The sequence below is a fragment of the Pseudomonas alliivorans genome, assembly GCF_017826695.1.
GTDB lineage: Bacteria > Pseudomonadota > Gammaproteobacteria > Pseudomonadales > Pseudomonadaceae > Aquipseudomonas > Aquipseudomonas alliivorans.
This window is the reverse complement of record NZ_JAFFZW010000005.1, coordinates 267134-280573: the sequence shown is the minus strand read 5'-3', so window position 1 is coordinate 280573 and position 13440 is coordinate 267134. Positions and strand designations below refer to the sequence as shown.

Below are 13440 nucleotides of genomic sequence, written 5' to 3'. Positions count from 1 at the left end.
TCCAGGGGGCGCATCGACTGTAAATAGTTATGACATCAGTCAGGCAGACGAACCGGTGGCAGCAGGGACCGCGATACGCTATGTATTAATCGGCAAAACTTTGACAGCCAGCCATTTCAACAGGTTAGAATCCCTTGGCACGCGGACTGCATGGTCAGTTTTCGCTCTCATCGTTTTCGATTCGTTTTCTATGGAGTACCGCCCTTGGATGCCACCACCATCAACAGCCTGTTCCTGATCGGCGCGTTGCTGGTAACGGCGAGCATTCTGGTCAGCTCCCTTTCCTCGCGTCTCGGCATCCCGATCCTGGTCATCATCCTTGCCGTGGGCATGGTGGCGGGCGTCGATGGCGGCGGCATCATCTTCGACAACTACGCAACGGCCTATCTGGTCGGCAACCTCGCACTGGCCGTCATCCTGCTCGATGGCGGCCTGCGAACCCGGGTGGCCAGTTTCCGGGTGGCGCTCTGGCCTGCCCTGTCGCTGGCCACGGTCGGGGTGCTGATCACCACCGTGCTGACCGGCATGGTCGCGGCCTGGCTGTTCAACCTGAACATGATTCAGGGCCTGCTGATTGGCGCCATTGTCGGCTCGACCGACGCGGCTGCGGTGTTCTCGCTGCTGGGCGGCAAAGGCCTGAACGAGCGGGTCACGGCCACGCTGGAAATCGAATCCGGCAGCAATGACCCGATGGCGGTATTCCTGACCGTGACCCTGATCGGCATGCTTGCCAGCGGTCAGACCGGTTTGCACTGGGGCCTGCTTGGGCATTTGATTCAGGAGTTCGGCATCGGCGCAATCATTGGTCTGGGCGGCGGCTGGATCATGCTGCAACTGGTCAACCGCATCAATCTGGCAGCCGGCCTTTACCCGATTCTGGTGATCGCGGGCGGTCTGGCGATCTTTGCCCTGACCAACGCCATCCACGGTAGCGGCTTTCTGGCGGTGTACCTGTGCGGTCTGGTGCTGGGCAACCGTCCGATCCGCAGTCGCCACGGCATTCTGCATATGCTCGACGGCATGGCCTGGCTGGCGCAGATCGGTATGTTTCTGGTGTTGGGTCTGCTGGTTACACCTCACGACCTGCTGCCTATCGCCATTCCGGCGCTGGGTCTGGCGCTGTGGATGATTCTGGTGGCGAGACCGCTGTCGGTCATGGTCGGCCTGCTGCCGTTCAAAGCCTTTCATGGTCGCGAAAAGGCGTTCATCGCCTGGGTCGGCCTGCGTGGCGCGGTGCCGATCATCCTGGCGGTGTTCCCGCTGATGGCCGGGCTGCCCAATGCGCAGCTGTACTTCAACCTCGCATTCTTCATCGTGCTGGTATCGCTGCTGCTGCAAGGCACGAGCCTGCCGTGGATGGCAAAACTGCTGAAAGTGACGGTTCCGCCGGATCCTGCGCCTATCTCCCGCGCCGCCCTTGAAGTGCATGTCACCAGCGAGTGGGAGCTGTTCGTCTATCGCCTCGGAGCAGAAAAATGGTGCATCGGCGCGGCCCTGCGTGAGCTGAAGATGCCTGAAGGCACCCGTATCGCGGCCCTGTTTCGCGGCCAGCAACTGCTTCACCCGTCCGGCAGTACCACGCTGGAAGTCGGCGATCTGCTCTGCGTGATCGGCCACGAACATGACCTGCCCGCGCTGGGCAAACTGTTCAGCCAGGCCCCGCAACGCGGTCTGGACCTGCGTTTCTTCGGCGATTTCGTGCTCGAAGGCGATGCACAACTGGGTGATGTAGCGGCGCTCTACGGCTTGAAGCTCGACGGCATAGACCCCGGTATGCCGCTCAGCCAGTTCATTGTGCAGAAGAATCGCGGTGAGCCGATTGTGGGCGACCAGATCGAATGGAATGGAACTATTTGGACAGTTGCCGTCATGGACGGGAACAAGATCCAGAAAGTGGGCGTCAAATTCCCCGAAGGAAGCCGCCCGGGTCCCGGATTGTTCCTTTAAACTGCCAACCCACACGTACCATCACGCGACCGGTGTCTATGTTTTCCCTGCGCTCTCTTTGTGCTGCCGCACTGTTTACGCTTTGTCTTTCCACGTTTCCCGCCCTTGCTGCCGACCCGCCCACAAGCGAGGCCGTGCAGCAGAGTCTGGACAAGATCGCCGACCGCAAACTGCCGGACGCCGACCAGAAAGCGCTGCAACAGGTGCTCGAGCAAACCCTGGGGTTTCTGGCCAGCAAGCAGGAAAGCGAGCAGAAGCTGACCGCGCTCAAGCAACAACTCAATCAGGCACCCAAACAGACCGTCGAGAACCAGCGTGAGCTGAGTCGCCTGAAGGAAAGCAAGATCGTCCCGATCGCGCAGCGCTACGGCGGCCTCGATGTGCCGCAGCTGGAGCAGATGCTCAGCCAGCGCAGCACTCAACAGAGCGATCTGCAGAAAGAACTCAATGATGCCAACAGCCTGAGCATTACCGCCCAGACACGTCCGGAGCGTGCCCAGGCGGAAATCAGCGCCAACCAGAACCGCATTCAGCAGATCAACGCAATCCTCAAGCTGGGCAAGGACAACGGCAAGACCCTCAGCGCCGATCAGCGCAACCTGCTCAACGCCGAGCTGGCGTCGATCAATGCCCTGAACCTGTTGCGTCGTCAGGAGCTGGCTGGCAACAGTCAGTTGCAGGATCTGGGCAACAGCCAGCACGACTTGCTCACCGAGAAAGTCGCGCGGCAGGAGCAGGAAATCCAGGACCTGCAGACCCTGATCAATGACAAACGCCGTGCCCAGTCGCAGAAAACCGTGGCCGACCTGTCCCTTGAAGCCCAGAAATCCGGTGGCAGCAGCCTGCTGGCGACCGAAAGCGCCGCCAACCTGCAACTGTCCGACTACCTGTTGCGTGGCACCGACCGACTCAACGAACTGACCCAGCAGAACCTCAAGACCAAACAGCAGCTGGACAACCTGACGCAAACCGATCAGGCCCTGAGCGAGCAAATCAATGTGCTCAGCGGCAGCCTGCTGCTGTCCAAGATTCTCTACAAGCAGAAGCAGTCGTTGCCGCATCTGGAACTGGACAAAGGCCTGGCGGACGAAATCGCCAACATTCGCCTGTATCAGTTCGAGATCAACCAGAAGCGCGAGCAGATGAGTACACCTACGGCCTATGTCGAGAAGCTGCTCGCCACTCAGCCCCCGGAAAACATCACGCCGCAACTGCGCAGAACCCTGATGGATCTGGCGATCACCCGCAGCGACCTACTGGAACGCCTGAACCGCGAGCTCAGTACGTTGCTCAATGAATCCATCACCCTGCAACTGAACCAGAAGCAACTGACCAGCACCGCAATCAGCCTGCGCTCCACGCTGGACGAGCAGATGTTCTGGATTCCCAGCAACAAGCCGCTGGACATCGAGTGGTTCCAGAACATCTGGCCGCGCCTTGAAAAACAGGTCGCCACCCTGCCCTGGACGTCCAGCCTCAGCGAACTGTCGGATGGACTGACGCAGCGCCCACTGCTGTTCCTGCCTCTGCTGTTGCTGATCGGTGTTCTGACCTGGCGGCGCAAGGCGCTGTATCAGCGCCTGAACCGCCTGCATGCCGACATTGGTCACTTCAAGCGTGACAGCCAGTGGAAAACCCCGCTGGCCCTGCTGATCAACGTGCTGCTGGCCATGCCTGTCGCCTTGGGCCTGGCCCTGTGCGGCTATGCACTGCAGATCGATGCACGCGGGCAGAACGCCAACCTCGGCGAGGCGCTGTTGCAGATCGCGTTGGCCTGGCTGGTGTTCTACACCGCCTACCGCGTGCTTGCACCGTCGGGTGTTGCGCAGCTGCATTTCCGCTGGGAGACGGCGCAGGTCGAGTTCCTGCGCGGCTGGGTTCGTCGCCTCGGGCTGGTCGTTCTGGCATTGGTCGCGGTCGTGGCGGTGGCCGAACACCAGCCTGCCGCGCTGGCCGACGACGTGCTGGGGATCGGCGTGGTGCTGACCTGCTACGCACTGATGGCCTGGCTGCTGGGTCGCCTGCTGGTCTCAAGCCCGACCCACCACAATGCTTCGCTGTTTCGCAAAGCTGTGGGTATGGCGTTTACCGCGCTGCCCATCGCCCTGTTCGTGGCGGTGTGCTTCGGCTACTACTACACGGCACTCAAGCTAAGCGACCGACTGATCGACACGCTGTACCTGCTTATGCTCTGGCTGGTGGTGGAAGCCACCTTCGTGCGCGGCCTGGGCGTCGCGGCACGCCGTCTGGCCTACCAGCGCGCCCTGGCCAAACGTCAGGCTGCTCGCGAAAGCGGCGACAGCGACGCACCGGTCGAAGAGCCGAAACTGGACATCGAACAGGTCAACCAGCAGTCGCTGCGTCTGATTCGTCTGGCCTTGCTGGGCGGCTTCATCGGCGCGCTGTATCTGGTCTGGGCCGACCTGATCACGGTATTTGCCTACCTCGACAACATTACCCTGTACGAGTACACCAGCGGCACCGGCGCCAACATGAGCATGGTGCCGATCAGCCTCGGCGACTTCATCGGCGCGGTGGTGATCATTGCCATCACCTTCGTGCTGGCAGGCAACCTGCCCGGCCTTCTCGAAGTGCTGGTGCTGTCACGCCTGAATCTGGCGCAGGGCAGTGCCTACGCAACAACAACATTGCTGTCCTATGCGATTGCCGGCATCGGTTTCGTCACCACGCTCTCGACACTCGGCGTGAGCTGGGACAAGTTGCAGTGGCTGGTGGCCGCGCTATCGGTCGGTCTCGGTTTCGGTATGCAGGAGATCTTCGCCAACTTCATCTCCGGCATCATGATCCTGTTCGAACGACCGGTGCGGATCGGCGACACCATCACCATCGGTAACCTGTCGGGTACGGTCAGCAAGATTCGCATTCGTGCCACGACCATCACCGACTTCGATCGCAAGGACATCATTGTCCCGAACAAGACGTTCATCACCGGCCAGCTCATCAACTGGTCGCTGACCGACACCATCACCCGCGTGACCCTCAAGCTGGGCGTGGACTACGGCTCGGACCTGGATCTGGTTCGCGAACTGCTGCTGCAGGCGGCCCGCGAGAACCCTCGGGTACTGAAAGAGCCTGAACCAATCGTGTACTTCCTGAATTTCGGCGAAAGCACTCTGGACCACGAACTGCGCATGCACGTGCGCGATCTGGGCGACCGCAACCCGGTTCTGGACGAGATCAACCGGTTCATCAACCGCGAGTTCAAGAAGCAGAAGATCAACATCTCGTTCCGCCAGATGGAGATCTACCTCAAAAATACTCAGGGCAAGGAATACAAGATGGTGCCCGTGGACTCCGAGGAGAAGACCGTGCTGCCGACCGAAAAGGGCACGCCGCCGGTCAACACCAAAGTGGCGCCTGCAACCAAGGATGCGCCCGAGCCGCCTGAACTCAGGCTCGACTGATCGGGTCAACCCCAGCAGAATGCCCTCACATTTTGCTGGAGATGGCCTGTGAAAGCCCTCGACGAACTCGTCTTCGACAACCGCTTCGCCCGTCTGGGCGACGCGTTCTCCACCTCGGTCCTGCCTGAACCCATCGCCGAACCGCGTCTCGTGGTTGCCAGCAAGGCCGCGCTGTCCTTGCTGGACCTTGACCCGAGCCAGGCCGAAACACCCCTCTTCGCGGAAATCTTTGCCGGCCACAAGCTCTGGCAGGAAGCCGAACCGCGAGCGATGGTCTATTCCGGCCATCAGTTCGGTTCATACAACCCACGTCTGGGCGATGGTCGAGGACTGCTGTTGGGCGAGGTCTACAACGAGGCAGGCGAGCACTGGGACCTGCACCTCAAGGGTGCCGGACAAACGCCGTATTCGCGCATGGGCGATGGCCGCGCCGTACTTCGTTCGTCTATCCGCGAGTTTCTGGCCTCCGAAGCACTGCACGCCTTGAACATCCCGAGCAGCCGCGCCGCCTGTGTCATCGGCTCCAGCACGCCGGTCTGGCGGGAAACCGAGGAACGCGCCGCGATGGTCCTGCGTCTGGCCCACAGCCATGTGCGCTTCGGCAGTCTCGAGTATTTCTACTACACCAAGCAGCCGGAGCAGTTGAAGCAACTGGCCGAGCATGTACTGACGATGCACTACCCAGAGTGCCGAGAGCAGCCTGAACCGTATCTGGCGATGTTCCGGGAAATCGTCGAGCGCAACGCCGAGCTGATTGCCAAGTGGCAGGCCTACGGTTTCTGTCATGGCGTGATGAACACCGACAACATGTCGATTCTGGGCATCACCTTCGACTTCGGTCCGTTCGCGTTTCTGGACGACTTCGATCAGCACTTCATCTGCAACCATTCCGATCACGAAGGACGCTACTCCTTCAGCAATCAGGTGCCGATTGCGCAATGGAACCTGAGTGCGCTGGCTCAGGCACTGACGCCGTTCATCAGCGTCGACGCCTTGCGCGAGACCATCGGATTGTTTCTGCCGCTCTATCAGGCGCATTACCTGGACCTGATGCGCCGTCGCCTCGGCCTGACTCACGCCGACGAACAGGACGAACTGCTGATCAGCCGCCTGCTGCAACTGATGCAGAACAGCGGCGTCGATTACACCCTGTTCTTCCGCCGACTGGGCGATGCACCGGCCGCCGAAGCTTTACGCGTCCTGCGTGACGATTTTGTCGACATCAACGGCTTCGACGGGTGGGGCGAGACCTATCTGGCGCGCATCGCCCAGGAAGGCGGTACCTCGGAAGACGAACGCAAAATACGCATGCACGCGGTCAACCCGCTGTACATCCTGCGCAATTACCTGGCGCAAAACGCGATTCAGGAGGCTGAACAGGGTGACTACGAAGAAGTCCGCCGCCTGCACGATGTGCTCTGCAATCCCTTCACCGAACAACCCGACATGGACCGCTACGCCCAGCGCCCACCGGACTGGGGCAAGCATCTGGAGATCAGCTGTTCATCGTGACGTGAGCCATGCACCCGGCTCACCGAGTGCGCAAGCCGCGTCCGCTTTCAGCCGCGCAGGGATGGATCGGCCAGCCCTGCATTCACCAGCCAATGCTCCAGCCCTTCCAGATCAGGGATACGAGCCACGGTGTCGCCGACCTGCACCGCCGCCAGTTCCAGTTCGGTCAGGGGCACGTCGACGTAGCTCAGTTGGCTGTCGACCTTGCAGGAGCGCGGGATACCTTGCGTCAGCAGTGCAATGAACCTGACGTCATGGCGTCCGCCCAGCGCATTGAGCACGACTATTCTTGCTCGTCCGCCTACACGTGTACGGCCACCACAGGCCGCTTCGAAGCTGAGTAATGGCAAAGTCCGTTCGCGCCAACTGATCGGCCCGAGGTACCACTCAGGCGCGCCCGGTTCGGCGCTGCAGTCCTGGTAATCGATCAACTCGGCAACGGCGACGTTGGGCAGCAGAAGGTGACGATCGCTCAACGGCAGGATCAACCCGGTCAGGCTGGTCAGCCGCTGGGTCTGGAACGAACTTTCAGACATGAGCCTGGCTCCAGTGCGCGATGCTGTCCAGCAGCACATTTTCCTGATACGGCTTGCTCAGGTATTCGTTGACGCCAAGGGCCATCGCCCGGTCGCGGTGCTTCTTGCCGGAGCGGGAGGTGATCATAATGATCGGCAGATCCTTGAGCTGCTCGTCGCGGCGGATCTGGCTGGCCACTTCAAAGCCGTCCATGCGCGGCATTTCGATGTCCAGCAACATGATGTCCGGCGTGTGTTCCTGCAGCAGTGCCATGGCATCGACACCGTCCTTGGCGGTCAGCACGTGCATGCCGTGGCGCTCCAGCAACCGGCCGGTCACCTTGCGCACCGTGACCGAGTCATCCACCACCATGACCAGCAGCGGCCTGGCCTGTTCGATCTCGTGGAACGTCTTCGCAGGTCCGTCCATTGGCGGTCTGTGCAGACGTCCCTGCAGCGTACGAATCTGCGCCATCAGGTCAAGAATCAGCACCACACGGCCGTCGCCCAGAATGGTTGCACCGGAAATACCCTGAACCCTGGCGAATTGCGGACCGAGATTCTTGACCACGATTTCCCGCGACCCCGCCAGCGCATCGACCTGCACGGCCACCCACTGATCCTGAAGATGCACCAGTAACACCGGCAGCGGCTCGAGCTGGCCGATGAAGCGTGGCGGACTGTTGTCGATCAGTTCACCCAGATAGCGCAACTCGTAACTGCGCCCGCCGTACTGATAGCGTGGCGGGCTGGTCTGGTAGCAGGCGTCCAGTTCATTGGGCATGACCCGCACGATGCCATCCACCGTATTGAGCGGCACGGCGTATTGCTCATCGCCGCAGGTGACCATCAGCGCACGGTTGACCGAGACCGAGAATGGAAGGCGAATCCTGAAGCGGGTGCCCTTGCCCGGTGTCGAATCGATCACCATCGAGCCGCCCAGTTGCTTGACCTCGGCGTGCACCACATCCATGCCCACGCCACGCCCGGAAATCTGCGTGATGATGTCGGTCGTGGAGAATCCGGCCTGAAGGATGAATGGCAGGACCTCGTGATCGGCCAGATCGGCATCGGGATGGATCATCCCGCGTTTGATCGCCTTGCGGCGCACGGCGGCCAGATCGACACCCGATCCGTCATCGCTGAGCTCGATCAGGATATCGCCGCCCTCGTGCATGAGTTCCAGCGTGATCAACCCCTGATCGGACTTGCCTGCCGCCAGGCGCTTTTCAGTGCTCTCAAGGCCGTGGTCAACCGCGTTACGCAGCATGTGCTCCAGCGGCGCGACCATCCTTTCCAGCACATTACGGTCCATTTCGCCGTCAGCGTTGGCCACTTCGAACTGCACTTTCTTGTTCAACTGGGTCGCCACTTGCCGCACCACACGCCGCAAGCGCGGGACCATCCGCTCGAAAGGCACCATGCGCGTTCGCATCAGGCCTTCCTGCAACTGGGTATTGACCCGTGCCTGCTGCGACAACAGCATTTCCGCGTCACGCGTACGTGCGCCAAGGGTTTCCTTGAGGTCCATCAGGTCGGAGGCCGACTCGAACAGCGCGCGAGACAGCTGCTGCAACTGGGAGTGGCGGTCCATTTCCAGCGGATCGAATTCTTCATAGCCAAGACGCTCGGCCTGCACCTGCTCACGACTGAGAATCCGACCCTGGGTTTCCATGTCCAGACGCCGCAGTTGATCGCGCATCCGCTCGATGGTCGTTTCCATTTCCACCAGCGCGACCTGAGCGTCGAGCATCTGCTGTTCGATACGTCCCCGAAAGATCGAGGTCTCACCCGCCAGGTTGACCAGGTTCTCCAGCTGTTCAGCCGGCACCTTGATCGTCTCTGGCACATTGCGCTCGGATTCGGCATCGGCTGCGGGCACCGGTGCGGCAACCGGTTCCGGCTCAGGCGCGCTCACCAGCGGCAGACGTTGCCCCGGCTCCTGGCTGGCGAGGTTTTGAATGTTCTGAATCAGCAGAGTCGCATCAGGCAGCGGCTTGTCGGTCCGCACGGCGTCAAGCATGTCGGCCAGCACGTCATGACCGCTCTGCAACAGGCTCATCATCAGCGGATCAGCCTGCAGGGCTCCCGATGACAGCCCTTCATAGAGGGTTTCGAGTTCATGGGCGAGATCACCGATCGGCGCTATCTCGACCATGCGTGCCCCGCCCTTCAGCGTATGCAGATCACGCAGCAGGTTCTCGACTTCCAGGGTGTTCTGCGGATCGGCCTGCCAGCGCGACAGGGATGCGCCGGAGCTTTCGAGCAGGTCGAAACCTTCTTCGAGAAAGATTTCCAGCAATTCGGTATCGCGTTCCTGCGGCTCGTCGACGCGAATCGTTGACGCAGCCGGCTCGGGCTCACTGACCTCACCGTTGCGGCATTGAATCAAGGCGTCGATCAATGACGTCGGATCGCTGAGCGCTTCCTGGCGAAACAACTGTTCCAGCATGATTGCCAGTTCGTCGTGACTCTTGAGCAGCAGTTCGGCCAGTTGCGGCGAATGGTTGAAGCGTCGGTCGATCAGCCCCTCGTAGAGGTTTTCCAGCTCATGGGCCAGATCGCCTACTTCGGCGACTTCTGCCATCCGCGCACCGCCTTTCAGGGTGTGCAGATCGCGTTGCAGCGACGACAGCGGCAACGGATTTTCGGGCTCGTCCAGCCAGCGCTGCAAGGCCTGCCCGGCACTGTCGAGGATGTCGACCGCTTCTTCGAGAAATATCTCGACGATCTCGTCGTCCAGACTGGCCACTTCAGGCTGCAGTACGCCGGATTGCGGGGCCTCGCTGGCCAGTTGGGCGGTGGCGGCATTGAGTTCGGTGACACTCAATGTCTGATGTCCGTCGCTTTTGATCAGCCCGGTAGCAGAAGGGTCCAGTGCCTGTTCGAGCAGTTCGTGCAAGGCCCGCACACACTCGGGACGCGGGTCGACATCCTGCCCGGCCGCGACCTGATCGAGCATATTGATCAGCGCTTCATGAGCCCGCTCGGCATCGTCGAAGAACTGATCGCTGACCGCCAGGCTGCTCTCCTCCACTGCGCCATACAGGTCGAGCAGGGCTTCGCACAGTTCATCGACCTGGGGCAGATCGGCCAGATGCGCGCCGTGCCAAAGGGTGGTCAGTTCGTCGAGCAGCGCGCTGAGCTCCTGCCGCTCGCCGGGATGTTCACGCCAGCGTCGCAACAGGTTTTCCGCATCCAGCACGATGTCCATGCCTTCGGCGAGGAAGCTGGCGATCAGCTTGGGATTACGCTTGATACGCAGGCCGTTGTCCGACTCGCGCAGCGCGGCCGTAAGCCGGTCGTTGAGCAGCGAGCAGGCCGCCTCGATCAGGGCAGGCGCACCCGGAATCGGTGCCAGCGGCTGGCTGTCCAGTTGCTCCAGCCCCTTGCGCAACAACGGCTCGGCGCTGCGCAGCAGGCGGATTTCAGGCATGCCGATGGCGATCAGGTTGGCCTTGTACTCGCGCACCAGTTGATCCAGCGGGCTGACCAGTTCAGCCATCGGCAACACGCCTGCCATGTGCGCGCTGCCCTTGAGGGTATGCAGGGCGCGCAGCAGGCTGTCGCTGATTGATGCCGAGGGTGAATGTTCGGCGCTTTCAAGGAAGCGATCCAGCGTCCCCAGATGCCCGAGGGCCTCCTGACGGAAAATCTCCAGCAACTGCGGATCGATGACTTCGACCCTGGCTTCGCCCGGCTGCACCGGCAACGCAGGCGGCTCCAGCCCGTTGGCCAACGCATGAGCGCGCGCGGCCAGCAGGTCGACATCGTCGCGCTGACGCTGGGCTCCTTCGGCGTAATTCCTGACGACCCGCGGCAGCAGTGCCAGCACATCCGTCAACAGCTGCTGGACCTGCGGAGCAGGCAACACATCGCCCTCCAGCACGCGGTTCAGAAGGTTTTCCACAGCCCAGGCCAGTTCGCTCAGAATCAGCGCCCGCACCATCCGGCCGCTGCCCTTCAAGGTGTGAAAGGCACGGCGCACTTCGGTCAGTGCGACCACATCCCACTGATCGCCCTTGCCCAGCGAGGCAAACCAGCGAGGCAGGTACTCACGCAGTGCGTCCAGCACTTCGTCAGCCTCCTCCAGAAACACTTCGCGCAGTTCCTCGTCTACGGCGTCTTCACCGGAAGGCGGTGGCAGCAGGCTGGTGGGCGCGTTGCGGGCTGGCGGGTTGACGGCCGAAACCGGTCTGGCCAGAACCTGAGCGATGGTCTGCGTCGGGCTGACCAGTGCCTTGCGGTCGTCCAGCGCCAGCAGTTCGTCCTGAGTGATGACTTCATCGAGCAGCGGCACTTCCAGCATGTCCGGCGCTGGCGTGTAGCCCAGCCGGGCCAGACTCTGCTGCGCCATGTCGAGAATCTGATCACCCGGCGCCTCATGGTCTTCGCCCATGCGTTCCAGGTAGTACTCGACGCAGGAGAGGGTGTCAGCCAGAGAGTCCAGTTGCACCGCGCCGGGACGCGTCTCGTCTACCAGCAGGTGCTCCTGAATGTATTCGTTGCACGCCGCCAGCAGACTGGCCGCCCGCGCCAGCGGGATCATCGCCAGCGCGCCGCGCACCTGGACCAGCAAGGCGCACAGCGGGTCGAGACGCTGTCGGTCCCATTCGCTGTCGATGTATTCGAGAATCACATCCTTGGCCTGCTGCAGCACCACACGCGCTTCGCGAATCACCAGTTGGTGGATCTGGGTCAGGTCGGTGGTCGGCAGGCGACTGTCTTCACGACTGTCCTGCTCGGTGCTGCCCGCCATGCCGGCCAGGGTCGATTCGACGTACAGCAAGGCACCCGCCACATCCATCAGCGCGGCGTCGCTGGGTTCGCGCTGTCCATGCGCCATGCCCTGCACCACCGAGAGCTGGTCGATGATGACCTTGCGCGGCTGACCGAAACCGAGCACCGCCAGGGTGTCGGCGATCTGCCGCAGCGGTGGCAGCAAGGCATTCAACTCACTGACATGCTCCCGGTCGCCGCGCACGAACACATCCAGCCGTTCCTTGACCCGCACCAGCCCTTCGCACAGGGCCACGATGACGGAGCGCAGGGCATCGCGGTCCGGCCCCGCCATGCGGGCGCGCTCCTGGTCGACCACGTCGTTGCCGGGCAGCGCGTCGGCCAGTGCGTACTGGTCCTTGAGATCGAGCATCTTCGGCGCGAGGCTGTCGGACTTGGCGATGTAAAACAGCAGGCTTTTCAGCAGTTCTTCAGGCGCAGGCTGATTGATGCCTACAATGCCCTGTTCGGCCAGGCGCTTGAGTTCCTTGTCGGCATCCTTGAGCAGGCTGCGCAGCGCCGGGCTATTGGTGAAGTTGCCGTTGAGCATGGTCTCGACCAGCGCCGTGGCGATTCGCCAGAGCGGCCCCAGCGGCGCGTCCTCGCAGAGCTGTTCCAGACGGGCAAAGACCTTGGCCATGTAGCCGAGTTGCGTCTTGACGCCCTGCTCGCGCATCAGGCCCGCCAGCGCGGCTTGCAATGTCTGACGCAACTTGCGCAACAAATTGGGCAGATCAGGTGTATTACGCCGGGCCAGTTCTTCCTCGCCCAGCGCAGGGACGACGACCAGTTGCGGGGCGAACAGGCTGGTTTCCGACAGCAGGCTTTCGCCCCGGGCGCTGCGCAAATCGTTGAGCAGCGGCAGGACCACCAGCGGCAGATCCCGGCGCGCCGAATGAATGCGCTCCAGATACACCGGCAACTGGGTCATGGCCTGAATCAGCAACTGCTCGGATTCGACCGGATGGCTGACACGATCCTGCTGCACGGCCAGCACCAGTTGCTCGATTTCCTCGGCCAACAGCGCCGCGCCGTAGAATTCGATCATCTGCAGGCTGCCATGCACCTGATGCACAAGGTTCAGGCACTCGGCTATCGCCGCCGCGTCGGCAGGGTTCTCGATGAACTCATCCAGTGCGTGACGTGCCTGCGTGAGCGTCTCGGCGATCTCGCCCTTGAGCCACTCCAGCGCCACGTAGTCGTGACGATCAGCCATGACAAATACCGCCCTTTACCCGGTCCAGATCGTTCATTGAGTGAAC

The 13440-nt window shown here is 61.8% G+C and carries 5 protein-coding genes; 3 read left to right on the top strand and 2 right to left on the bottom strand.

Annotation, left to right across the window (positions count from 1 at the left end; genetic code table 11):
• Window positions 1-204: 204 nt before the first annotated feature.
• The 3 genes from JTJ32_RS16045 to selO are packed head-to-tail and all read left to right on the top strand — an operon-like array spanning window position 205 to window position 6884.
• Window positions 205-1947 (top strand): potassium/proton antiporter, encoded by a 1743-nt coding sequence (locus JTJ32_RS16045; protein ID WP_099229439.1) that lies wholly within the window; start codon window positions 205-207, stop codon window positions 1945-1947.
• Window positions 1948-1985: 38 nt separating this feature from the next.
• The gene (gene mscK, locus JTJ32_RS16040) at window positions 1986-5372 is read left to right on the top strand and encodes a mechanosensitive channel MscK (protein WP_099229438.1); all 3387 of its coding nucleotides are present in this window, start codon (window positions 1986-1988) and stop codon (window positions 5370-5372) included.
• 48 nt (window positions 5373-5420) lie between these two features.
• Complete coding sequence (gene selO, locus JTJ32_RS16035; RefSeq protein WP_210042614.1) at window positions 5421-6884, top strand: protein adenylyltransferase SelO; 1464 nt, start codon at window positions 5421-5423, stop codon at window positions 6882-6884.
• Between the two features lie 47 nt (window positions 6885-6931).
• Here the strand turns inward: selO and JTJ32_RS16030 are convergent, their stop codons facing one another.
• Together JTJ32_RS16030 and JTJ32_RS16025 are read right to left on the bottom strand one after the other, a co-directional pair.
• The gene (locus tag JTJ32_RS16030; RefSeq protein WP_210042612.1) at window positions 6932-7420 is read right to left on the bottom strand and encodes a chemotaxis protein CheW; all 489 of its coding nucleotides are present in this window, start codon (window positions 7418-7420) and stop codon (window positions 6932-6934) included.
• Complete coding sequence (locus JTJ32_RS16025; protein WP_210042610.1) at window positions 7413-13394, bottom strand: Hpt domain-containing protein; 5982 nt, start codon at window positions 13392-13394, stop codon at window positions 7413-7415. Before JTJ32_RS16025 ends, JTJ32_RS16030 begins: the two co-directional genes overlap by 8 nt.
• Window positions 13395-13440: the final 46 nt, after the last annotated feature.